The organism is Kitasatospora sp. NPDC001132, from assembly GCF_053598415.1.
In genome coordinates this window covers 28,097-51,618 of the sequence record NZ_JBSFKF010000024.1, presented here as the reverse complement: position 1 = coordinate 51,618, position 23,522 = coordinate 28,097, and the positions used below count along the sequence as shown (strand labels likewise).

The following is a 23,522-nucleotide window of genomic DNA, read 5'->3' as shown; positions in this document are numbered from 1 at the left end:
GGTGGGGCGCGGAGTGGGAACGCGAAAGGGCCCCGCGAAGCCGCGGGGCCCTGCTGCGCGTACGACGGGTACGGCGCGGTCGGTCAGGTGTCGAGCACGTGATCAGTTGTAGGTCGTGGTGACGGTCACGCCGCCGAAGCCCTGCTGGGCGTAGAGGCTGAAGAAGACGTAACCGGCCGGCGGGTTGGTGATGGTCAGGGTCTCGCTGTTGCCGCTGGTGGTCGACTTGGCCTGGTACGAGCCGGTGGTGGCCCAGGAGCCGCTGTTGTAGTACAGGTCGGCGTTGCCGGTGCCGCCGCTCGTGGTGATGGTCAGCTGCTTCACGCCGGCCGGCAGGTTCAGGAAGCTGTAGCTGTAGTTCCCGGTGGTGGCGGCGACGTTGTCCCGGCGGCAGTTCTTGTCGAACTGCCGGGCGTCGGCGGCAGTGCACAGGGGGGCCTGGGTGGTGGGTAGCGAGCCGCAGTTGTCGGCGGCGCAGGCCTTGAGCCAGGTGGCGAAGTCGGCGTCGTACTTGGTGCCGATGGTGGTCTTCAGGAGGGTGCGGGCGCCGTTCCAGTCACCGGCGCGGTACTTGGCGAGCAGCGCGGTGACGTCGTCCGGGTGCGACTGGAGCATGTAACGGACCGCCAGGTAGCCCCAGTTGTAGGTCCGGGTGGAGTTCGAGTTCTCGTAGGTCGTGTCGAACAGGGTGCTCAGCGCGTAGGTGCCCTGGCCGGCCTGGGCGACGGCGGCGTCGTAGTGCTCGCCGCGGTAGCTGTAGGAGACGTACTCGGCGAGGCCCTCGACCCACCAGATGGTCGGGGTGGTCATGCCGGCATTGAAGTCGCCGTACATGTCGTAGCGGCCGTCGAGGTAGTGGGTGTACTCGTGGTTGAGGTTCCAGATCTGGAACTGGGGGCGCAGCCAGGAGGCCTCGTGGGCGATGAAGCGGGCCTGGTTGCCGGCCTTGGCCGGGTCGCCCTCCTCGTACATGCCGCCGTTGTCGACCTCGATCTTGTACATCTCCCAGGCGTACAGGCTGTAGTTGTAGTAGTCGTCGAAGACGACGACCTCGAGGTTGGTGTTGTTGTCGTTGGCGACCGGGCCGTTGTCCTTCACGATCTTGTGGAAGAACGCGTCCTGGTTGATCAGGCTGGTGCAGGTGTCGGCGAGCTGCTGCGCGGTCATGTCCTGGGCGCGGATACGCAGGTTGGCGTTGCAGGTGTGGTCGACGGTGAGCACCAGCGGGACCAGCTTGGCCGGGACGTCACAGGTGCCGTAGAGGGAGCAGTTGCCCTCGTCCTTCTTCTCCGTGAACCAGAGAAGGTTCATGGTGAGCGGACCGGTGTTGCCGACCAGCGGGTAGCGGTTGATCAGGTCCTTGAGGATCGGCCGCCCCTGGGGGCGCAGCTCCTCGTGGGCGACCAGGTTGCCCAGCTGGATGCCGATCCTGGTGACCAGGTCGCCGCCGTTGATCAGGCCGCTGTTGCGGGTGACGAAGGACGACGCGGTGGTGGCGAAGGTGGGGTCGGCCTGGAGGGCGGAGACGAACTCCGGCAGGTCGAAGCCGCGCTCGATGACGGTCTCGGTGTTGGCCACGGCGGTGGTCATCGCGGCGGGCCAGCTGCCGGTGTAGTCGTTCAGCAGCCGCTTGACGACGCCGGTGTACCGGGCGTTCTCCTGGGCGCTGTCGATCAGGGTGACGGCCTCGCCGAGCGTGTTGCCGTTGGCGTCGCTGACGTCCCTGGTGCGCGGGGCCGCGAAGAAGGAGTCCAGCGCGCCGCGGATGGCGGTCTTGAGGCTGTCGCCGTACGGGCCGACGGCGTCCTTGTTGTACCACTGGACGTAGTAGCCGGCCCGCAGGAAGAGCACCAGGTTCCCGGCCGAGGTGGAGTTGTCGCCGGGGTAGGTGGCGGCGGTGTCGCGCAGGGCGTTGGCGACGGTGACCATCTGGGCCTCGTTGAAGGCGCCCTTGGCATCGTTGCCGGTGAGCTGGAACAGCGTGTTGACGCAGTCGAGCCCGGCCGACTTGACCTGCTGGACCAGCGCGGCACCGGACTTGCCGGTGAAGGCGGAGACGTCGCAGGCGGCGGCCGAGAGCGACCGGGCCGACTTGGCGGCGCCGACGGTGCTGCCCGCCGTCGGGGCGGTCGCCTTGGCCTGCGGGTCCGAGGCGAGCGGCCGGTCGTCCTGCGGGGTGTCGGGCGACTTGGGCACGGGGATGGTGCGCGGCGCGGCCTTCCCGGCCGAGGTCGCCGAGGCAGCCGAGGTGGCCGGGCTCCCGGCCGGTGCGGTGCCGGGGGCTCCGGGGGTGCCGGCGGCCTGGGCGGCCGGCGCGAACAGGCCGAGCGAGAGGAGGAGCGCGGTGCCGAGCGCGGGGAGCCTGCGCGCGGCGTCCTTCGCCATCGAGGAGGGACGCATCTGTGGGGGCCTCCGGGGCCGTTGGGGTGGGGGCTGCCGTGCTGCGTGGGGCGCACGGGCCTTGCCGTGTGACATGTAAAATGGCACAACGGAGAACGCGGAGGGAAGGGCCGGGAGCGGATTGCCGGTCGGCGAGACCGAAACGTTGTCAGGTTCGCGCGGGCGAGCGGTCTGTGTGGCTGTCGGGTATGCGGGGTTGTCAGGCCCGCGCGAGCGCCCGGGGCGTGAGCGCCGCGAACTCCAGCGGCGCCGAGGGATCCACCGACAGGTCCGCCGGGGCCGGCTCCGCACCCGCGCGGACCAGCAGGTCCCCGACCGCCGCCACCATCGCGCCGTTGTCGGTGCACAGCCGCAGCGGCGGCACCCGCAGCGCGATCCCCGCCGCCGCGCACCGCCGCTCGGCCAGCGCCCGCACCCGGGAGTTGGCCGCGACCCCGCCGACCACCACCAGGGTGCCGATCCCGTGGTCCAGGCAGGCCCGCACCGCCTTGCGGGTCAGCACGTCCGCGATCGCCTCCTGCAGCGCGGCCGCCGCGTCCGGCACCCGGGGCTCGCGCTGCGCCTCGACCCAGCGGGCGGCCGCGGTCTTCAGGCCGGAGAAGGAGAACGCGTACGGGTCGTCATGCGGCCCGGTCAGCGGGCGCGGCAGCCGGACGGCCGTCGGATCGCCCTCGCGCGCCGCGCGGTCGATCGCCGGACCGCCCGGGTAGAGGAGCCCCAGGATCCGGGCGACCTTGTCGAAGCACTCGCCGGCCGCGTCGTCCAGGGTGTCGCCGAGGTGGACGATCGGGTCCCGGGCCAGGTCGCGCACCAGCAGCAGCGAGGTGTGGCCGCCCGAGACGATGAGCACCACGCAGGGGTCGGGCAGCGGCCCGCCGTCCAGGGTGGCGGCGGCGACGTGCCCGGCGAGGTGGTGCACGCCGTACAGCGGGACGCCCAGCGAGAAGGCGTACCCCTTGGCGGCGGCCACGCCCACCTGGAGCGCCCCGGCCAGTCCGGGGCCGGCGGTCACCGCGACCGCGCCGACGTCCGCCAGGGCGAGTCCGGCCCGGTCCAGCGCCTCCCGGACCACCGGCGCCATCGCGTGCACGTGCGCCCGGGCGGCGATCTCCGGCACCACCCCGCCGTAGCGGGCGTGCTCGTCCATCGACGAGGCCACCGCCTGTCCGAGCAGCACGCCGTCGCGCACCAGGCCCGCGCCGGTCTCGTCGCAGGAGGACTCGATGCCCAGTACCACCGGTGACCCTGTCACAGTCACTCACCTTTGTCGGTCATTACACGGAACGACGACCATTGTGCCCGACGGGATGTGAGGAATAAGCAGGAGCCCATGCTTCGTTCTTGCAACTCATACGCAATAGTGTTGTCCCGGCACGATCACACCTCCACCGCCGTCAAACGCGGTGCAACCCGCCGAAAGGGGCCGTGTCCTGATGGGCACCTACACGCTTCCCGACCTCCCGTACGACTACTCCGCGCTGGAGCGGGCGATGTCGGCCGAGATCCTGGAGCTGCACCACTCCAAGCACCACGCCGCGTACGTCAAGGGCGCCAACGACACCCTCGACCAGCTGGCCGAGGCCCGCGACAAGGAGCAGTTCGGCGGCCTGGTCGGCCTGCAGAAGACCTTCGCCTTCCACCTGTCGGGCCACGTGCTGCACTCGCTGTTCTGGCAGAACCTCTCGCCCGAGGGCGGCGAGCGCCCCGAGGGTGAGCTGGCCGACGCCATCACCGAGCACTTCGGCAGCTTCGAGGCCTTCAAGAAGCAGCTCACCAACGCCACCACCGGCGTCCAGGGCTCCGGCTGGGGCATCCTGTCCTGGGAGCCGCTCGGGCAGCGCCTGATCGTCGAGCAGGTCTACGACCACCACGGCAACGTCGGCCAGAACACCACTCCGCTGCTGGCCTTCGACGCCTGGGAGCACGCCTACTACCTGCAGTACCGCAACGTCCGCCCGGACTACGTCACCCGCCTGTGGGACGTCGTCAACTGGCAGGACGTGTCGGACCGCTTCGCGGCCGTCAAGAGCGCCTGACCCCGTCGGGTGACGGTCGGCCCCGGACCGGTCGGGCGGTCCGGGGCCGACCCCTGTCGTACCTGTCCCGTACGGGAGTTGACGCCCGACACAGCCGGTGCACCCCGTCGCAGGCCGGACGCCACCCGCCGTTCGCCTGCCGGTCGCGTGCCCTCCCTACGCTCGCTCGGACCACCGCCGGTGACCGGCCGGCAACGGCCCCCCGGCCCTGTCCGCTGCGTCGCCGCCGCTGCGCCGCCACCGCCGTCGCCGCAGCCGCTGCCGCCGCCGAGCGAAAGGGCGCCCGATGGCCCCGCGTCTCTCCCTCGTCGTCCCGATCCACAACGTCGGGCGCTACCTCCCGGAGTGCCTGGACTCGATCGCGGCGCAGACCTTCGGGGACTTCGAGTGCGTCATGGTCGACGACGGCTCGACCGACGACGGCCCGGCCATCGCCAAGGCCCACGCCGAGCGGGACCCGCGCTTCCGGCTGGTCAGCCAGGAGAACCAGGGCCTGGGCGCCGCCCGCAACACCGGCTGGCGCCACCTCACCCCCGGCACCGAGTACCTGGCCTTCGTCGACAGCGACGACACCGTGCCGCCGCACGCCTACCAGCTGATGATCGACACCCTGGACGGGACCGGCTCCGACTTCGCCGCCGGCAATGCCCTGCGGCTGCGCACCACCGGCCTCAGCCCCTCGCACGGCCACCGCCGCCCGTTCCGCGAGACCCGGCTGCGCACCCACGTCAGCGAACTGCCCGCCCTGGTCACCGACCGCACCGCCTGGAACAAGGTCTACCGGCGCACCTTCTTCGACGGCGCGGGCCTGCTCTACCCCGAGGGCATCCTGTACGAGGACGCCCCGGTCAGCGTGCCCCACCACTTCCTCGCCGAGCAGGTCGATGTGCTCGCCGACCCGATCTACCACTGGCGGGTCCGCGAGGACGGCGACCTCTCCATCACCCAGAAGAAGACCGACCCGCGCGGACTGGTCGACCGGATCCGCTCGATGGAACTCGTCCGCGCATGGCTGCTCGCCCGCCCCGAGCCCGTCTTCGCCGACCACCTGCGCGCCTACGACCGCAACTGCCTGGTCGAGGAGATCCCGATGTTCTTCTGGACCGTCCCCGACGGCGACCGCGCCTACCGCGCCGCCTACCAGCAGCACGTCAGCCGCCTCCTGCGGGCCATCGGCCCCGAGGCCCAGGCCGGCCTCAGCCCCCAACTGCGCCTCAAGTACGGCCTGACGACGGCCGGCCGGATGCACCGCTTCGTCGCCCTCCAGCGTCTCCACCGCGCCGTGCGCCGCACCCGCCAGGCCGTCGGCCGCCGCTGAGGCCGGCCACGGCCGTATCCGCCCCGGCCGCGCTCGCGCTTCGTGAGCGCGGGTCGCCGGTCCCCGGTCCATGGTCTTCGAACATGCGTCACCCTCCACCGCTACCGGCCGCGGTGGAGGGTGACGCCGCGGCCGGGGAGCCCGACACGGTGGTCAGTGCGACCACGGGAGGCCTCGCGGCCGCGAGGCCTCCCGTGGACACGGTCATGGCCCTACTGGAAGCGAACGGTGCCGGGCGGCGGGGCCGGCAGGCAGTCCGGGCCCGATCCGTCCAGCAGACCTCCCGTGATCACGCCGTAGGCGTGGGAGGGGTCGGTCTTGGCGAGGGGGAAGCCCACCATGAGCAGCTTGCCGGCGGGGATCTTGCTGGGGCGGATGTAGAGAACGGTCTTGCCGTCCTCCCAGCCGATGTCCCAGCCGTTGGCCGACGAGCTGGTGCCGCCGGGGCTGGGGCTCGCCGAAGCGGGCGGTGCCGAGCGCGGCGTTTCGCCGTGGGGCGGTTCCGGGCTGGGGGGACCGGACGGCGACGTGGAGGGGCTGGGGGACGCCGACGGGTCGGGGCTGCCCCACGGGGTGGCGCAGTCGGGGTCACCGGCCAGGACGCGGCTGCGAACGCCGATGCGGTCCAGGTCCTTCTGCAGCTTGCCCAGGTCGATCTTGCCGGCCGGGTTGATGATGGTGAGTTTGACGAGGTCGCTCTCGTCGTTCTGCAGGGTGTAGGCGGCCGCGGGCTGGCTCGGCAGCACGGTCAGGGCGACACCCGCCACGGCGGCGGCCAGACCCGAGGCCAAACCGACCGGGACCCAGCGCACGCGGGCGCGACGGCGGGGTCGGGCCGTGGCCGACTGGTCGGGGTGCGGGCTCTCCGCCCGCTGCTGGACATGGTTCTTGAGCTCGTGCATCAACCGCTCCTCGAAGCGTTCGGCGTTCATTCAGGCCTCCACAAGGGACGAGGGGGACGGATCGGACTCGGGATTGGCGCCGGGCTGCTGGAGGGCCTTGCGAGCCCGGTGCAGCCGGACCCGGGCGGCCACGGTGCTGATACCGAGTGCCTTGGCGGCCTCGGAGACGCTCAGACCGTCAACCGCCACCAGTTCCAGCACCTCCCGCGGTCCGCGCGGCAGCAGAGCGATGCGTTCCAGCAGCTGCCGCGAGGCGCGCTCGGCGTCGATGCGCTCCTCCAGCCGTGCGATGTCATCGCCGTCCAGCAGCCGGTGGCCGGCTATCCGGCCCTCGGCCGCCCAGATCCGCGCCGCGCGCCGTTCCTGGGACGCGGCCACGTTGCGGGCGATGCCGTGCAGCCAGGCGATCGGCGTGCCCAGCTGCGGCCGGTACCCGCCGGCGGCCGAGATCGCCGCGAGGAATACCTCGGTGACCAGGTCGGCCGCAGCGTGCGGGTCCCGGGTCCGCCGGGTCGCGTACCGCAGCACCGCCTGCACGTGCTCACGGTAGAAGGCCTCGAACGCCTCCGGATCCTCACCGATCCGCGCGACCAGACCGCTGTCCGGCGGTTGCCTCACATCGACTCCCTTGTCTGTCCGTCCCCCACATCTCCTCTTGGCGACGCACGACAGGAGCGTTACATCCGAACCTGAATCGACTTCGGGGCCCCAGCCCTCAGGAATGGCACGTGACGTGACGCCATGTCTGCCGTCATTGGGACGTGCGGGATCGTCGCTCGTGCGAGACCCGGAAGGCGTGCTCAAGCAGTGGCCCTCGCCGGCGGCGGGTTCCACGCGCTGCGGGGAAGACGTACGCCTTCCCGGAGATCCTGGGCACCAAGGAGAGCGCCCGCGAGATCCTGTCGGAAGCGGCCCCCGGCGAGTCCCTCGACGACTGCGTCGTCTTCATGGCCCACCAGGGCTACCTCTACTCCTTCATCGCCCCGCCCGAGCGGGGCGGCAGGACCCACGATGTCGCCGAGACCCACGAGGGCGTCCACGAAGGTGCGGCATCCTTCGCGGCCTTCATACACTGCTGTGGGCCTCGTGCACCTGACGGCCGCCTATCCGGCGGCGAGGGGCCGCAGGAGTACGTGCCGGTGCCGCCAGGCCAGGCGAAGGAGCGCCGCACCGGCGGGCTGCATGGGTTCCGTGTCGGTGAGGCGATCCACCTGATCCGCGGTGAAGGGAATGCCGGTCGAGCGTCCCGTGGCGTCGTCCAGCCCGACCCGACGGCCTTCATCGTTGGTGGAGACGATCCGTCGGAACGTCTCGTCGAACAGCTCGGCGTCGAAGACGGCCACGGTGAGCATGTCGGTGACGTAGGTCAGCGGATCCATCCCGAGGCCCAGCCAGAACACGCGTAGGGTGCCGTCCTCACGTGCAGCGGTGAGTTTCTGGTTGAGCGGCCAAGAGGCGTAGTCGATGGGAGACTTGTCGCTTCCGTAGTCCTCAGTGAAGCCGAGGAGTTCCTCGCTTAGCTCACGGAGGATGGAACGCCACAGGTCGAAGTCGTTGGCCTCGTTCCACGGTGCGTCGTGCGAGGCCTGGAACATCCCGACTGGCATCACCTGGTAGAGCCCGCCGCCGCTGGCGACCTTCTCGGGGTCACGCCAGTGGAGGACGAACTCCGCCTCGCCGGTGTGGCGGTCGTGCCGGATGGTGAGTGTGCTCGTGGCCGCCATGACGGGGCGTCGGGCAAGGTCGGTCGGATCGGCGATGGCGGCCCGGAACGGCGTGTGCCGGTCCGGGCCCACCAGGGCGGCCGACGCGTACTCGTGGGCGACGGCCTCGCAGATGTTGATGACGTCGAAGTACTGCCCGCGCCCGAAGGTCAGCACGGGCTCGGCCGTGGAAGCATCGACGTCCAAGAGGCGGTAGCAGCCACGGTTTTCGAACAACTTGGGCTTGGCCAGCTCCCTTACGGCATCCGCGTAATGAAGATACGTAGTGCCATCCGCCCGACGAGGCCGGACGTGGTCGAGCTCCGGCTCGCTCCCGTCCAGGAGGCCATCCGGCGCGTCCGGCCGCCACCGCAGCCGGACGCGCTCCAAAGGCACCGGCTGCTCAGGGATCCAGTGCTGCCGAGCGATCAGCGGCGTGCCCGGGACCCGGTGCTCCGGTGGGCTCTCGTTCAGGAGCCGACCGGTCAAGGCGAACCGTTGCTCGTTCAGGAAAGCTCGAACCTGCCGCCAGTGTTCGGCACTGTTGATGGAACTCGGCGGATCATCTGCTGCTGGCGTGCTGAGCACGATGCTCCTTGTTTGCATACCGGGAATGACGGTTCAAAACTGGTTACGAGTTGAGCAGCAGGTCGCGGTGCTTCCAGGCCAGAGCCAAGCATGCCGCGCCCGGCGGCGCCATGGGTTCGTTCCTGATGAATCGGGAAACGTTCCGTTCGGTGAAGGGGATGCCGGACGAAGTGTCCTGCCCGTTCCACCTGGTGACCGTAATCCCTTCGGCGTTGGTCCGTACCACTTCGCCGAAGAGCTCCTCGAACACATCGTCGTTGATCACTAACACGCTGGGGATGGTCGCTGCCAACGTGAGCGCATCACAGCCGACGCCGAAGCAGTACACCCGGAGCTGCCCGTCTCGGCGAGCCCGCTCAAGCGAACGGTAGAGCGGCCAGCGATCATAGTCCAGCGGTCGGCTGCCGGATCCGTCGTACTCAGGTGCACCCAGTAGCTCCTCGTTGAGCTCCCTGACGATGTTGTGCCAGAGGTCGAAGTCGCTGCCAGCCGGATTCCCGGTGATTGTGCTGGGCTGGAACTCTCCGGCCGGAATGGTGTCGTAGAGGCCTCCGGCAGTGGCGACCTTGCGTGGATCGCGCCAGTGGAGCATGAACCGTGCCTCACCAGAGGCCCGTACCCGCAACAACAGTGTGGTGATGGCTGGCGTAACCGCCCGCAACTCCAGGTCGAACGGATCGCTCAGCAACCGCCGCAGCGGTAGGCGGGCCCAGTGGGCGGAGTTCCCTCTCGTGGCGGAAGCGAACTCGTGCCCGATAGCTTCGCAGACATCGAGTTTGTCGAAGTAAGTGGCCAACCCGAAGGAGAGCTCGCCGCCGCCGTCCTGATCCCACTCGACTCCGGTCAGCCGGTAGCTCGGGCGATTCTCGAACAACGTCGGTGCGTCGATGTATCGAATCGCCTGGGTGTAGCGCTCGAACGATCGGCTGGGGCTGTACAAGGGCAAGGTCTGGTGAGCCTCGACCTCTCTACCCTCGACCAACGGCGCCTCCGGCGCGGCGTTTACCCACTTGAGGAGCACGCGATGAAGGAGCACAGGCACCGGAGGTGTCCATGGCGGTGGCATCAACAGTGCAGTGTTTGGTACGCGAAGCCCTGCGGGATAAAGCAGGCCGGCAGCTTGCGAGAGTTGCGCACGATGGGCGTTGAGGTATTGGCGAGTGGTGCGCCAAGAGTCCTGGCTGGCAACCACTTCGCTTGCAGGTGAGTTGAGCTCAGCCATTACGGACGGCTCCACTCGTGCCTCGGATGGCTTCTCGGGAATGCTGAACCATAGCCGTTCGGTCGGCATGTTCAACACACGTGCGAAGTGGATGAGGGAGACCAGGTCGGTCACAGGGGTCCGGTCTCGATTCGGCTGATCTGCGCCTGTGTGAGACTCAGCCACTGGCCGACGACACTCTGGGGAACACCGCGCGGGCCGTACTCCGCCCGGTGGTGTTGGTGGAGTCGGAATGCACGCAACACCCGACCGATGTGACGGTCCTGGAAAGCTGCAAGGAGTGCTTGTGTGGTCCAGAACTCGACTGGAAGGTTCGGCGGCTGAGGGCCGACTTGGGCGCGACCTACTGCCTGGCACGGGGAGCAGAAGGCAGCTTGACGATCCGTAGCAAGCCGCGCACCGCACCGGCGACACGTGAGCGCGGGTCCGTTCCTGATCGACACGTTCGCCGCCCGATCCGCTAGCCCCGACATCCCCTACCAAGAGTATATGAAGCAACACGGTTGGTGTCCGTCGATCTATGCATCTCGTGTATGTGGGAGACCGCGGCCCGGCATGGAAGCGTCCGGCCAGAGGCGCCACCGTAGTCAGCGGCGCCCTGAGCGATCGGTTCTCCGACGTCTCAGGGGCGAGGCCAAGCCAATCGGCACTGACCCGGTGCCGCGACCCGGAACGGAGAATCAGGTGACCACCGTCGACACCGCGACGATCACCGTCGAGCTGCCCGAGGCGTTCGACCCGCGCTGGAACCGTCTGCCCGGCATCACCGTGGACGGCAAGCAGATCAGCCTCGACCCGGAGAGGTACTTCTTCCGGTTCGAGGCCGGCTCCTGGCTCGTCATCGACTGGCAGACCGTCCGGGACGGCCTGCTGGGCGTGGACGAGACCGAGGAGGCCAGCGTCGAGCAGCTGGCGCTGGAGTTCATCAAGACCCACGGGCGCTCGACCCGCGACGCGGGCGAGGTGCTGGCCATCGCCCACCAGGTCTACTCGTACCTGTTCCGCGACGAGCACCTGGCCGGCCTCGGTCTGCCGAACGTGACCGGCGAGCACCTGCGGATGCTCCGCGAGGCCGCCACGTTCATGGCCCTCAACAAGGTCGAGCTGGACGGCCACATCAGCAACGTCGGTCCGTGCTGGTTCTTCCCCTCCGCCACCGGCGTGGTCTTCGACCTCTCGGAGGCGGAGGGTCAGATGCTCGACGAGGTCTACCACGGCGGCTGGTTCAACGAGCACCGCCGGATCGAGGGCATCAAGGCCCATACGGCGCTCGGCGGCCGGCTCGTCCACGGCTGCCAGTCCGTCCCCGACCAGTCCGGTGGCGTCGTCGCCCCCTACGGCGCCTCCATGGCCCGCTTCCGCGACGAGCTGGCCGACATGAAGGCGGAGTGGATCGAGCAGGTCGACTCCTACCGCGTGACCGTCGCCTGAGCCCTGCGTTGACGTCGATCCGGGGCGGCAAGCGCGCTGCCGCCCCGGATCTTGCCAGCCCCCTACCAACCAGAACGGAACTGCCTCTCGTGGACAACAAGCTCGTCACCGACATCCTTGCCGGTCTCTGCTTCAGCACCGGACACCCCGCGCCCGCCCGGGAGCCGGTGCGCGTGTGGGGCATGTCCGGAGTTGAACGCCTGCGCTTCGACAACGGACGTACCGCGGTCTACAAGTACGCCGTCGAGCCGTTCGATGGCGAGGACCGGATCCTTCTGGCGGCGAACAGCGCGGGCATCCCGGTGCCGGAGGTCATCGGTTCCATCGTCCGGGAAGGCACGCTCGGCATGATCATCGAGGACCTGGGCCAGCCGCTCCGAGAGGCGGGCGACGTCGATGGCGTCGTGGCCGCCGTCGCCCTCCATGCGGCTCCCGTGGCCGAGTCCCTGTCGGAACTCGGGGAGGAAGCGCTCGCGGCCCTTCCCTCCCGGGCGCTCGGGCACCTTCGCCGTCTGCGCGAGAACGGCCGTTGGACCGAGGGCACCACAGACATCACGGCGATGCTTGAAGCGCTCGCCCTTGCAGCCTCCAAGCGTGCGGGCGGTGCGGATCTGGCCCCGTTCGGCTGGGTGCACTCCGAGTTCCACCCCACCAGCCTGCACATCGGTGAGAACGGCTGGCGCCTGCTCGACTTCGCCCGCGCATTCACCGGCCCCGGCCTGCTCGACCTCGCCTCCTGGCACGGAACCATCGGCGACCCCGATCCCGCCCGACTGCGGAGGCTGATCGAGGCCTACGTCGCCACCGGCGGCCCGAAGGACACGCTTGCCGAACGCGGTGGCCTGTCCGCCGAGCAGTGGGCTCTCGGCTGGCACCGCGTGTGGGCCAGCGAGTGGTTCATGGAGCAGGCCATCAAGTGGATCAACAACCCTCAGGACGACCCGCTCTACGTCAACGTCGTCCGTCGGCACCTGACCACGGCCGTCCGTCTTCTGGAAGCGTGACTGTGAACCTCTGGGACGCCCACGCTGCCCAGCGCCTCGCTGGGGCGGCGCCGCAGCTGCTGACGGCGCCTGATCAGATGGAGTGGACTCAACGACCTGGCGTCGGTCCCGGCTCCGAGATCCTGGGCGAGGAACTGGGCGGGCGGCGAATCGTGGACCTCGGCTGCGGCCCCGGCCACAACGCCGCGCACCTGGCCGGCCTCGGTGCTCAGGTCACCGGGGTCGACAGTTCCCGTGGCCAGATCCACCGGGCGACGAGTTACTACGGGCACACCGGAGTCGACTTCGTCTGTTCCACCGCGAGTGCCTACCTCAACCGTGACCGGCTCCGGCTGGACGCCATCGTGTCCGTCTTTGGTGCGATCGGATCGGCTGAGCCGTACAAGCTCCTCTACGCATGTTCCCGCAGCCTCGACCGCAGTGGCGTGCTCGCGTTTTCTGTTCCTCACCCGAAGCGGACCGGCGCCATTCCGGTGGATCCCCGCACCTGTGACCAGATGACCCTGCCCGACGGCACCCAGGCCGTGGTGAAGCGCTGGGACGCCGATTCGGCTGCCTGGGTGCGTGCCCTCAACCGCGCCGGCCTGCTCGTCACCGGAGTGCACAACCTCCGCGCTCCGGTCGGCGCACGTTGGCCGACCACTCTCCTCATCACCGCACGGAAGCCCTGACACCCGGAGGTAGTAGTGCTTGCCACCCCGTTCCTGCTGTTGGACATCGACGGCGTCCTCATCCCGTTCCCCGCCGCCGATGGCAGCACGCCGACCACCCACGCCCGCTTCCAGGTTCACACGGACGACGTGGCCGGGCCATTCTGGGTCTGGCTCAACCCGACCCACGGCGCGCTGATCACCGAGGTCATCAACTCCGGCCTCATTCAGCCCGTGTGGTGCACCAGCTGGCGATTCGACGCCCGCCGCATCGTCGCTCCGCTGCTCGATGTGCCGGACTTCGAGCACATCGACCTGCCGAGGCTGCAGATCACCACGAGCCACCCTGACGGCTACCTCTGGAAGCGGAACCATGTCGCGGACTGGTTGGCCACCGCTCCAGCCGTCTGGATCGACGACGACTTCACGCCGCTGGATCACAGGTGGGCCGCCGATCGCAGCGCATTCGGAAATCCGACCCTACTGATCCAGCCGGATCCGCGTGTCGGCATCCAGTCGGAGCACATCACGAGCGCACTGGAGTGGGCTGCCGCTCTTCGTGTGAATGAGAGGGCGGTCTGATGCATGGGAAGGCGGGATGCCTGACGTCCATGGTCGTCAGTCCCTTGAGCAACGCCCGGTTCCCGGTTCCGTTGGAACGGGAGGAGCCACCGGGAGCCGACGCCGTGCCGGCGGCGCGGCGGTTGGTGGTGGCGATCGTGCGGGAGTGGGGTGTGCCGCTCTCCGAAACCGCGCTTCAGGAGCTGGAGTTGTGTGCGAGCGAGGTGATCGCCAACGCGTTGGTGCACACGGGGGAGCGGTGTGTCGTCTCCGTCCGCTGGCGCGGTGGGCGGGTGCGGGTGGAGGTGGCTGACCGGGGGGTGGAGTCGCCGGAACGGGAGTGCGCCGGGGAGGAGGCGACCAGTGGGCGGGGGCTGCTACTCGTGGAGGCGCTCGCGGATGCGTGGGGGTGGTACCCGGTGGAGGTGGGCAAGGTGGTGTGGTTCGAGTACCCCGAAACCCGCGAAACGCCGTGCCCCACGCAGGGGTGGGGCACGGCGCTCGACCTTCGTACTGCGGATCAGGCGAAGAAGGCGTCCAGGATCTGCTGGGCGGCGAGTCCGGCGGGGAGGGTGCCGGCGCGGACCTGGGTCTCCAACTCGGGGGCCAACCTCAGCACCTCGCTGTTCTCGTGGAGGCGGGCGTAGAGCTGGTCGTGGACCATGGACCAGGTCCACTCCACCTGCTGGTCGCGGCGCTTCGCGGCCAGGGCGCCCGTCGCGTCCAGCACCTTGCGGTGCTGCTGCAGCCGCTCCCACAGGACGTCCAACCCCGCGCCGTCGCGCCCGCTGCACGTCAGTACCGGCGGCGTCCACGCCGCGTCGGGTGCCTGCAACAGTCGTAGTGCCCCAGCGAGTTCGCGTGCCGCCGCCTTCGCGTCCCGCTCGTGCGGGCCGTCGGCCTTGTTGACGGCGATGACGTCCGCGAGCTCCAGTACACCCTTCTTGATGCCCTGCAGCTGGTCGCCGGTCCGCGCCAGGCTGAGCAGCAGGAAGGTGTCCACCATCCCCGCCACCGCCGTCTCGGACTGCCCGACGCCCACCGTCTCGATGAGCACCACGTCGTACCCCGCCGCCTCCATCACCACCATCGACTCGCGGGTGGCCTTGGCGACCCCGCCCAGCGTGCCCGAGGTCGGGGACGGGCGGACGAAGGCGGCGGGGTCGACGGCCAGGCGCTCCATCCGGGTCTTGTCGCCCAGGATGGAGCCGCCCGTCCGGCTGGACGTCGGGTCGACGGCGAGCACCGCGACCCGGTGGCCCCGGCCGGTCAGCATCGTCCCGAAGGAGTCGATGAAGGTCGATTTGCCGACACCGGGCACGCCCGTGATGCCCACCCGGACCGCGCCGCCCGCGTGCGGCAGCAGCCGCTGGAGCAGCTGCTGCGCGAGCGCGCGGTGGTCGGGCCGGGAGGATTCGACGAGGGTGACGGCGCGCGCGATCCAGGCGCGCGAGCCGTCCAGTACGCCCGTCACGTAGCTGTCGAGGTCGATCGTCCGCGGAGGCATGGGATCAGGCGGTCACAGCTCGTGGCCGAGGTCGGCCGCCAGGGACTTCAGCAGGTCGTACGCCGCGTCCGGGATGACCGTCCCCGGGGGGAAGACCGCCGCGGCGCCCGCCTCGTGGAGGGCGTCGAAGTCCTGCGGCGGGATCACCCCGCCCACCACGATGGTGATGTCCTCCCGGCCCGCCTCGGCGAGTTCGGCGCGCAGTGCGGGCACCAGCGTCAGGTGGCCGGCGGCCAGCGAGGACACGCCGACGATGTGGACGTCCGCCTCGACGGCCTGGCGGGCGACCTCGGCCGGGGTCTGGAACAGCGGGCCGACGTCGACCGTGAAGCCGAGGTCGGCGAAGGCGGTGGCGATCACCTTCTGGCCGCGGTCGTGGCCGTCCTGGCCCATCTTGGCGACCAGGATGCGCGGACGGCGGCCCTCGGCCTGCTCGAACCGCTCGACCAGGTCGCGGGTGCGCTGGAGGGAGGCCGACGGGCCCGCTTCGTCTCGGTACACACCGGAGATGGTACGGATCTGGCCGGAGTGGCGGCCGTACACCTTCTCCAGGGCGTCCGAGATCTCGCCGACGGTGGCCTTGGCCCGGGCCGCGTTGACGGCCAGGTGCAGCAGGTTGCCGTCGAGCGAGCCGTCGCGCTGCGAACCGGCCTCGGCGGCCCGGGTGAGGGCGTGCAGCGCGTCGCGGCACGCGGCCTCGTCGCGCTCCTCGCGCAGCCGGCGCAGCTTCTCGATCTGCCGGGCCCGCACCGAGGAGTTGTCGACCTTGAGCACGTCGATCTGCTCGTCGCTGTCCACCCGGTACTTGTTGACGCCGATCACCGGCTGGCGGCCGGAGTCGATCCGCGCCTGGGTGCGGGCGGCGGCCTCCTCGACGCGCAGCTTGGGGATGCCCGCGTCGATGGCCTTCGCCATGCCGCCGGCCGCCTCGACCTCCTGGATGTGCTCCCAGGCCCGCGCGGCGAGGTCGTGCGTCAGCTTCTCGACGTACGCGGAGCCGCCCCACGGGTCGATCACCCGGCAGGTGCCCGACTCCTGCTGGAGCAGCAGCTGGGTGTTGCGGGCGATCCGCGCGGAGAAGTCGGTGGGCAGGGCGAGCGCCTCGTCGAGGGCGTTGGTGTGCAGCGACTGGGTGTGGCCCTGGGTCGCCGCCATCGCCTCCACACAGGTGCGCGTCACATTGTTGAACACGTCCTGGGCGGTGAGCGACCAGCCCGAGGTCTGTGAATGGGTGCGCAGCGACAGGGACTTGGGGTTCTTCGGGTCGAACTGCTTGACCAGCTTGGCCCACAGCAGCCGGGCCGCGCGCAGCTTGGCGACCTCCATGAAGAAGTTCATGCCGATCGCCCAGAAGAACGACAGCCGCGGCGCGAAGGCGTCCACGTCCAGGCCCACGTCCAGGCCCGCGCGCAGGTACTCCACCCCGTCGGCGAGGGTGTAGGCCAGTTCGAGGTCGGCCGTCGCACCCGCCTCCTGGATGTGGTAGCCGGAGATGGAGATCGAGTTGTACCGGGGCATCTTCTGCGAGGTGTACGCGAAGATGTCCGAGATGATCCGCATCGACGGCTGCGGCGGGTAGATGTAGGTGTTGCGGACCATGAACTCCTTGAGGATGTCGTTCTGGATGGTCCCCGCGAGCTTCTCCGGCGGTACGCCCTGTTCCTCGGCCGCGACGATGTACAGCGCGAGGATCGGCAGCACGGCGCCGTTCATGGTCATCGACACCGACATCTTGTCCAGCGGGATTCCGTCGAACAGCTGGCGCATGTCGTAGATCGAGTCGATGGCGACTCCCGCCATGCCGACGTCGCCGGTGACCCGCGGGTGGTCGCTGTCGTAGCCGCGGTGGGTCGGCAGGTCGAAGGCGACCGACAGGCCCTTCTGGCCGGCCGCGAGGTTGCGGCGGTAGAAGGCGTTGGACTCCTCGGCGGTGGAGAAGCCCGCGTACTGGCGGACGGTCCAGGGCTGGTTGACGTACATGGTCGGGTACGGCCCGCGCAGGTACGGGGCGACGCCCGGGTACGTCTCCAGGAAGTCCAGGCCGGCCAGGTCGGCGCCGGTGTACAGCGGCTTGACGCCGATGCCCTCGGGGGTGTCCCAGAGCAGCTCCTCGACGTCCTTGCCGGTGGACTGGCGCCAGGCGGCCCGCCACTGCTCCTCGGTGACGCCCGCGTTGCCGGTGGCGTCCGGGTTGCCGGTGTCGCCGGCGGCGCCACCGTCCAGCCCGATTCCGGTGAAGTCGGGGATCATCGAGCGGCTCCGATCTGGTCCAGCAGGGAGGTCAGGACGGCGACGGCGTCGCCTCCCGCGAAGATGAACTCGTCCACTCCGGCGGGTACTTCGCCGAGCCGTCCGGCCAGCAGCACCCTGGTGGCGCCGGCCGCCCTCAGGGCCTCGGCGACGGGCGAGGCGTACTCGGCGTACAGGGCGTCGCTGGAGCAGAGGCAGGCGACGGTCGCGCCGGAGGCGCGGAACGCCTCGGCGAAGGCCGCCGGGTCGACGGACTCGGCCGAGACCGTCGCGATGCCGCCGGCCTGGAAGAGGTTGGCGGCGAAGGTGGTGCGCGCGGTGTGCGCGGAGGCGGTGCCGATCGAGGCGAGGAACAGGCTCGGTCGGGCACCGTGCGTGGCGGCGTGGGCGTCCGAGCGGTCCCGCAGCGCCTCGAAGGCCTCGGCGCGGCGGACCTGCGGCAGCCCGCCGCCGAATCCGGCGGGGGCCGGTTCGCGGACCAGCGGCTGCTCGTCCAGGTGCGGGAACTCGCTGACGCCGGTGACGGGTTCGCGCCGCTTGGCGAGCCGTACGGACCGCTCCGCCCAGGTCGCGGCGATCCGCTCCTCGACCAGTCCGGAGGCGAGGGCGGCGACCAGGCCGCCGGCCCGCTCGATCTCCTGGAACCAGGCCCAGGCGGCCCGCGCCAGCTCCTCGCTCAGCTGCTCGACGTACCAGGAGCCGCCGGCCGGGTCGATCACCCGGGCCAGGTGGGACTCCTCCAGCAGGATCGCCTGGGTGTTGCGGGCGATCCGGCGGGCGAAGGCGTCCGGCAGGCCGAGCGCGGTGTCGAAGGGCAGCACGGTGACGGAGTCGGCGCCGCCGACGCCGGCGGCCAGGCAGGCGACGGTGGTGCGCAGCATGTTCACCCACGGGTCGCGGGCGGTCATCATCACCCGCGAGGTGACGGCGTGCTGACGCTGCGCCTGTTCGGCCGCGCCGGCCCCCGAGACCTCGGCGACGCGGGCCCAGAGTCGTCGCGCGGCACGGAACTTGGCGATGGTGAGGAACTGGTCGGCGTCCGCGGCGTAGCGGAACTCCAGCTGGCCTAGCGCGTCGTCCACCGACAGCCCGGCGGCGGTCAACGCGCGCAGGTAGGCGACGCCGGTGGCCAGCGAGCAGCCCAACTCCTGGGCGGGGGAGGCACCGGCCTCGTGGTACGGCAGGGCGTCCACGGTGAGCGCCCGCAGGCCCGGGTACCCGGCGGCGCAGCGGGCGGCCAGCGCGGTGGCCTCGGCGAGCAGCGCGTCGGTGCGGGCGCCGTCGCCGGTGCGGGCCTGGAGGCCGAGCGGGTCGGCGCCGAGGTTGCCGGCGGCGGAGCCGGGGGAGACCTCGCGCTCCTCGTACAGCTTGAACAACTGCTCGGCGGCGTCGGTGAATTCGGGCCCGGCGTCGAGTGCCACGGCGGCCAGGTCCAGGTACACCCCGGCCAGCGCCTCGGGCAGGGCCGCCACCGGCAGGCCCGCACCGCCCAGCTCCAGCCAGAGCGAGCTCACGCCGTGCTCCAGGTCGGCCAGTACGGCCTCGTTGGTGCGCCGGCGGTCCGGGTCGGCGTGCCGTTGGCGGACGTCCCACCCGGCCACGGCGGAGCCCTGCGCCCGGCCGCCGCGCACGAACGGCGGGAAGCCGGGGTAGCCCGGGTCCGCGTCGGTGTCCTCGGCGGTGTACAGCGGGCGGGCGCTCAGCCCGTCCTGGAGCCGGGTGGTGAGCGCCTGCTCGGCGGCGGCGCCGTCCTCGGGCTGGGCACCGGACTTGCGCAGCACTCCCTGGACGAGCTGCTGCCACTGCTCGCGGTGTGCGGCCGGGAACTCGGAGGCAAGGGGGAGCCCTTCGGGCGGGACCTTCATGTGCGCAGGTTAGCGTCCGTTCGCGGGGCCGCAGGAGGGGGATTCCGTGTGACCTTGCCCTCGATCGGGCCGTGATCCGAGCACTCTCCGAGGCGTCGAGTGCCACGGCCGCCGGGGCGGCGGGTGCCAGGGGTGGGAAGGGGCGCCGTACGGGGGAGCCGAGGGGAGTCGGGGGCAGCGGAGGGGGCGAGGGGAGCCGGGGGAGCGGGAGCGGGACGGGCGCAGGTCGGCGGGGGTGGCGGCGGCCGTCGGCGGCGGGCGCGATGTCCGAGGTCAACGCCGATGGCAGGGAACGTGATCGATGTCCCGTCATGCTGTCAAAACGTCATGATCAGGGGGATTGCGGAACCAGGGCCCTCATCTATTAAGTTACTTCGAAGAAGGTGGGCGGGGCGGTACCCCCCCGTTGCTCGCCCTGCCCGCCTTCGCCGTCCCCGGCCCCGGCCGAGCCGTTCCCCGGCTCCGTCCGGACCCTCCCCAGATTCCCCCGAAGGAGAGCGACCGCCATGGGAAAGCGTCGCAAGCCCAGCCCGCCGAGCCGGGCCCGCATGGCGGTCGTCACCACGGCCATGGCGGCCGGCGGCGCGGTCCTCGCCTCCGGTACCGCCCACGCCGAGCCGACCCCGAGCCTGGCCTCCGTCAAGGAGCAGGTCGACCAGCTCAACGAGGCGGCCGAGCAGGCGATCGAGAAGCACAACGGCTTCCAGGCGAAGCAGCAGCAGCTCCAGGCCGACGCCAACGTGATCCAGGAGAAGGTCGCCCGCGGTCAGGAGGCGATGAACGAGCTGCGGACCCGGCTCGGCGCGGTCGCCGCCGACCAGTACCGCACCAACGGCATAGACCCGTCGGTCCAGCTGATGCTCGACTCCGACCCGTCCGCCTACCTGGAGCGCGCCGCGGTGCAGAACCAGGTCTCCGACTCCCAGGCGAGCCTTCTCAAGCAGGCCCAGGACGAGCAGCGCAAGCTCGACCAGGACCGCGCCGAGGCCACCGCCACCCTGGCCGCGCTCGACTCGGTGGGCACCCAGCTGGCGGAGCAGAAGAAGGACATCCAGACCAAGCTGGCCCAGGCCCAGGAGATGCTGAACAAGCTCAGCGCCGAGGACCGTGCCAAGATCAACGCCCAGCAGAGCGCCGAGAAGGCCAAGGCCGAGGCCCAGCAGGCGGCCGCCGCCGCCGCTGCCGCCGCCAAGGACCGCGCCTCCCGCTCCGCCGACCGCCCGGACATGAACGCCCCGGTTCCGTCGGCCAGCGGCCGGGCCGGCGCCATCATCGGCTTCGCCCAGGCCCAGCTCGGCAAGCCCTACGGCTGGGGCAAGAACGGCCCCGCCAGCTTCGACTGCTCCGGCCTCACCAGCCAGGCCTACCGCGCCGCGGGCGTCACGATCTCCCGGACGTCCGAAGAGCAGTGGAAGGACGGCCCGCACGTCGACCGCGCCAACCTCCAGCCCGGTGACCTGGTCTTCTTCTACAACGACCTGCACCACGTCGGCCTGTACATCGGCGACGGCAAGATGATCCACGCCCCGCGCACGGGCAAGAACATCGAGGTCCTGCCGATCTCCGCGATGCCCTACATGGGCGCCGTCCGCCCGGCCTGACCGGGCGCCTCATGTGATCCACGACGGTCGGCCCGCGAGATCGGGCCGACCGTCGTGGACCGACCGCAGTGGACCCGGGGGCCGGTGCCCCCGGGTCCGCCGCGTTCCGGACGCCGTGCGGCGTCGGTGCAGGGGGGCGGCAGTCGGGACGAACAGTTGGCCGGGTGCGCCCCGGCGGGCCGTGCGCCGACTGCCCGGCGCGGTCGATTCTCCTTCCCGCGCGTGCAGGTGACGGCCGGTCCCGCCGTCGGGGGCCCAGGGCGAACGCGCCCTCCCGGGTCCGGGCCGCCGAGCGCCGTGTGAACCGTGGGGGAAAGCCCGGTTCCTCGCTCGTGAAGTTGCGGTGATCCGGTTCCGGTACTGCGCGAACCATTCAGAAGTGCTCCCGGTCACTGCTAGGTTACCCGTCGGTCAGGGCCAGTGCGGACTGCTCCGGGCACTCCGCCCAGCCACGCAAGTCACCATCGCCCCAGCACCGTTGACCCGAAGGGACCCTCCACGTGACCGTGCGCAAGCTGACGTCGTCAGCCGCCGCGACAACGACCGTGCTCCTCCTCTGCGGCGCCGTCCTGAACGGAGTGGCGGCGTTACCGGCCGCCGCGACCACGACCAGCACGACCACCACGACGGTCGTGTCGGCCGCCGGCCCCAGCGCCCCGGCAACGCTGGCACCCCCGGCGTCCGGCACGGCCGCGGCCGTCGTGGCGACACCGGCGCAGGGCAGCACGCCGGCCACCGCCACCGCCGCCCCCGGCCTCGCGCTCTCCTCCTACGACGCGGCCACCGGCACCGCCGTGCTCGCACCGGCCACCACCGGTCCGCAGGCGCCGTCCGCCCGGGCCGCGGCCCCCGACGCCGCCGCGGCCGCCGTCCAGCCCGGGCAGCTGATCGACAGCCCGCCCACCCCGGCCGCCCCGCACGGCGCGCTGGTCGCCGTCACCGGAGTGCAGCCGACCGCCGACGGGAAGGTCGCCGTCACCACCCGCCCGGCCACCCTCCCCGAGCTGCTCGGCGCGACCAGCACCAGCCTGCGCAGCGCCGTCAGCCCGAGCGCGTTCGAGGTCCAGCCGCAGATCGGCGGCATCGAGGTCACCACCGACCTCGGCGCGACCTCGGGCCAGGGCTCCGTCTCCGGGAGCCTGGGGCTCAGCGCCCACGCCACCGTTCCGCTGCCGAACGGCTCCTCGGCGACGCTCTCCGGCTCGGTCTCGCTCACCCCGTCCGTGGACTTCTCCTACCAGGGCGCCCTCGGCCTGCTCGACCCCCAGCAGGCCCGGATCGGCTTCACCCTGGGCGCGCACGCCGACTGGCACGTCAGCGCGGACCTCACCGCGAGCACCGGGTCCGTCCGCATCCCGCTGGCCAAGTACAGCGCCAACCCCGTGGTGATGGTGGGCCCCCTGCCCGTCGTCATCAACCTGAACTTCACCCTCTCCGCCGACATCGGCGCCGACGGCACCGTCACCCTCGACGCCGAGCAGTCGTACGACGGCCAGTGGGGCGTCCACTCCGACTACGTCAAGGGTCCGGGCTGGACCACCACGACCGAGCCCGGGACCTCCACCGTCGCCCCGCTGCGCCTCAACCTCAAGGGTTCCGCCTCAGCGAAGACCGGCCTGCTCGCCGAAGGCTCGATCGCCCTGTACGACACGGTCGGCGTGAAGGCCTCGATCGAGCCGTACCTGCGCGCCGCCGTCAACGGCTCGATCGTGCTCGCCGGCGCGGGCAGCACGCCGGACATCAACGGCACCGCCGCGCTCTACGGCGGACTCGACATCAACGGGGCTCTGATGGCGCAGCTCGCCATCCTCGGCACCCCGATCCTCTCGGCAGACCTGCCCTTCCTCGCGTTCCACCGCGAGTGGCTGCTCGCCTCGGTGAGCACCGGCCCGAACCCGCCGCGCCTGGTGGACTGGACCTCGCTCAGCTCCGGCCTGTCCGACGACGCCCACTCCGCCTACCTGAAGACCCGGCCGGACTGGGACCCGTCGGCCCTCAAGGCGTCCTGCCCGGACGGCAGTCGGCTGATCGGGCTCAGCCACGGCGGCGACGACGGCCTGTGCACGGACGTCACCAAGGCGGACCTGTGGGACGCCGGCCGTGCGTACGTCGTCGACCACGGCGGCACCTATGTGACCACCGACTGGGCGCCGGGCTACGCCAAGGCCCAGTGCCCCGCCGGCTCCTTCGTCTCCGGATACGGCCGCAACGGCCGGACGATGAGCGTGCTGTGCGCCAAGTCGGCGTCCCCGCTGGGGACTTCGATCCGCACACTGTGGTTCGACAAGGGTGACAACCGGCCCGCGACGGCCTCGGGCGGCGACTTCGCGTACGGCTTCGCCAAGGGCCAGTGCGCGAACGACGAGTTCGTCGCCGGTGTGGCCTACAGCCAGCCCTGGTGGCAGCTGTGGGCGGCGCGGCCGTACGCGCTGCTCTGCCAGAAGCTCGCCTGACCGACGGCGGGCCTGACATGCGGGTGGGCCG

Annotated in this window: 17 protein-coding genes and 1 pseudogene; 9 read left to right on the top strand and 9 right to left on the bottom strand. The window is 70.9% G+C overall.

All coding sequences use genetic code 11. The features are described 5' to 3' along the window. Positions 1-102 precede the first annotated feature (102 nt). The gene (locus tag ACWDBE_RS27345; RefSeq protein ID WP_449809370.1) at positions 103-2,400 is read right to left on the bottom strand and encodes a collagenase; all 2,298 of its coding nucleotides are present in this window, start codon (positions 2,398-2,400) and stop codon (positions 103-105) included. A 199-nt stretch (positions 2,401-2,599) separates the two neighbouring features. Next, a complete protein-coding gene (tsaD, locus tag ACWDBE_RS27340) occupies positions 2,600-3,652 on the bottom strand; it encodes a tRNA (adenosine(37)-N6)-threonylcarbamoyltransferase complex transferase subunit TsaD (RefSeq protein WP_449809369.1) in 1,053 nt (350 codons plus the stop codon). A 181-nt stretch (positions 3,653-3,833) separates the two neighbouring features. Between tsaD and ACWDBE_RS27335 the strand changes: the two genes are divergently transcribed. Together ACWDBE_RS27335 and ACWDBE_RS27330 are read left to right on the top strand one after the other, a co-directional pair. Then, positions 3,834-4,436, top strand: a complete 603-nt coding sequence (locus ACWDBE_RS27335; RefSeq protein WP_392880054.1) for a superoxide dismutase — start codon at positions 3,834-3,836, stop codon at positions 4,434-4,436. Between the two features lie 286 nt (positions 4,437-4,722). After that, positions 4,723-5,754: a glycosyltransferase family 2 protein gene (locus tag ACWDBE_RS27330; RefSeq protein ID WP_449809368.1), complete on the top strand. Its 1,032-nt coding sequence runs from the start codon at positions 4,723-4,725 to the stop codon at positions 5,752-5,754. Positions 5,755-5,966: 212 nt separating this feature from the next. Here the strand turns inward: ACWDBE_RS27330 and ACWDBE_RS27325 are convergent, their stop codons facing one another. The 4 genes from ACWDBE_RS27325 to ACWDBE_RS27310 all read right to left on the bottom strand — a co-directional run bounded on the left by ACWDBE_RS27325 (position 5,967) and on the right by ACWDBE_RS27310 (position 10,283). After that, positions 5,967-6,686 (bottom strand): hypothetical protein, encoded by a 720-nt coding sequence (locus tag ACWDBE_RS27325; protein WP_449792810.1) that lies wholly within the window; start codon positions 6,684-6,686, stop codon positions 5,967-5,969. Next, entirely contained in the window at positions 6,687-7,274 is a 588-nt protein-coding gene (locus ACWDBE_RS27320) for an RNA polymerase sigma factor (RefSeq protein WP_449792809.1), read from the bottom strand. It abuts the gene before it with no gap. 485 nt (positions 7,275-7,759) lie between these two features. Beyond that, positions 7,760-8,947, bottom strand: coding sequence for a helix-turn-helix domain-containing protein (locus ACWDBE_RS27315; RefSeq protein WP_449792808.1), 1,188 nt, complete (start codon positions 8,945-8,947; stop codon positions 7,760-7,762). Between the two features lie 43 nt (positions 8,948-8,990). After that, positions 8,991-10,283 carry a helix-turn-helix domain-containing protein gene (locus ACWDBE_RS27310; protein WP_449809367.1) on the bottom strand — a complete coding sequence of 431 codons (1,293 nt, stop codon included), beginning with the start codon at positions 10,281-10,283 and terminating at the stop codon, positions 8,991-8,993. Positions 10,284-10,853: 570 nt separating this feature from the next. Between ACWDBE_RS27310 and ACWDBE_RS27305 the strand changes: the two genes are divergently transcribed. The 5 genes and pseudogenes from ACWDBE_RS27305 to ACWDBE_RS27285 all read left to right on the top strand — a co-directional run. After that, positions 10,854-11,600 carry a hypothetical protein gene (locus ACWDBE_RS27305; protein WP_449809366.1) on the top strand — a complete coding sequence of 249 codons (747 nt, stop codon included), beginning with the start codon at positions 10,854-10,856 and terminating at the stop codon, positions 11,598-11,600. Between the two features lie 89 nt (positions 11,601-11,689). Beyond that, positions 11,690-12,604 (top strand): phosphotransferase, encoded by a 915-nt coding sequence (locus ACWDBE_RS27300; RefSeq protein ID WP_449792806.1) that lies wholly within the window; start codon positions 11,690-11,692, stop codon positions 12,602-12,604. Beyond that, the gene (locus tag ACWDBE_RS27295) at positions 12,601-13,275 is read left to right on the top strand and encodes a class I SAM-dependent methyltransferase (RefSeq protein ID WP_449792805.1); all 675 of its coding nucleotides are present in this window, start codon (positions 12,601-12,603) and stop codon (positions 13,273-13,275) included. The genes ACWDBE_RS27300 and ACWDBE_RS27295 overlap by 4 nt, the downstream gene beginning before the upstream one ends. A gap of 15 nt (positions 13,276-13,290) precedes the next feature. Next, a complete protein-coding gene (locus ACWDBE_RS27290) occupies positions 13,291-13,836 on the top strand; it encodes an HAD domain-containing protein (protein ID WP_449809365.1) in 546 nt (181 codons plus the stop codon). Further along, a pseudogene (locus ACWDBE_RS27285) lies at positions 13,836-14,264 on the top strand (ATP-binding protein); the annotation flags it as partial. The gene ACWDBE_RS27290 and the pseudogene ACWDBE_RS27285, both read left to right, overlap by 1 nt. A 71-nt stretch (positions 14,265-14,335) precedes the next feature. On the opposite strand, the gene meaB reads toward ACWDBE_RS27285, so the two are convergent. From meaB to ACWDBE_RS27270, 3 genes are read right to left on the bottom strand one after another with little or no spacing between them, the layout of a single operon-like run. Beyond that, entirely contained in the window at positions 14,336-15,322 is a 987-nt protein-coding gene (gene meaB / locus ACWDBE_RS27280; protein WP_449792803.1) for a methylmalonyl Co-A mutase-associated GTPase MeaB, read from the bottom strand. Positions 15,323-15,334: 12 nt separating this feature from the next. Then, a complete protein-coding gene (gene scpA / locus ACWDBE_RS27275; protein ID WP_449792802.1) occupies positions 15,335-17,572 on the bottom strand; it encodes a methylmalonyl-CoA mutase in 2,238 nt (745 codons plus the stop codon). Further along, positions 17,569-19,437 carry a methylmalonyl-CoA mutase family protein gene (locus tag ACWDBE_RS27270; RefSeq protein WP_449809364.1) on the bottom strand — a complete coding sequence of 623 codons (1,869 nt, stop codon included), beginning with the start codon at positions 19,435-19,437 and terminating at the stop codon, positions 17,569-17,571. Before ACWDBE_RS27270 ends, scpA begins: the two co-directional genes overlap by 4 nt. 506 nt (positions 19,438-19,943) lie before the next feature. On the opposite strand from ACWDBE_RS27270, the gene ACWDBE_RS27265 reads away from it, so the two are divergent. Both ACWDBE_RS27265 and ACWDBE_RS27260 read left to right on the top strand, forming a co-directional pair. Continuing rightward, on the top strand, positions 19,944-21,038 hold the full coding sequence (locus tag ACWDBE_RS27265; protein WP_449792800.1) for an NlpC/P60 family protein: 1,095 nt from the start codon (positions 19,944-19,946) through the stop codon (positions 21,036-21,038). Positions 21,039-21,538: 500 nt separating this feature from the next. Then, positions 21,539-23,491 (top strand): hypothetical protein, encoded by a 1,953-nt coding sequence (locus ACWDBE_RS27260; protein ID WP_449809363.1) that lies wholly within the window; start codon positions 21,539-21,541, stop codon positions 23,489-23,491. Positions 23,492-23,522 lie beyond the last annotated feature (31 nt).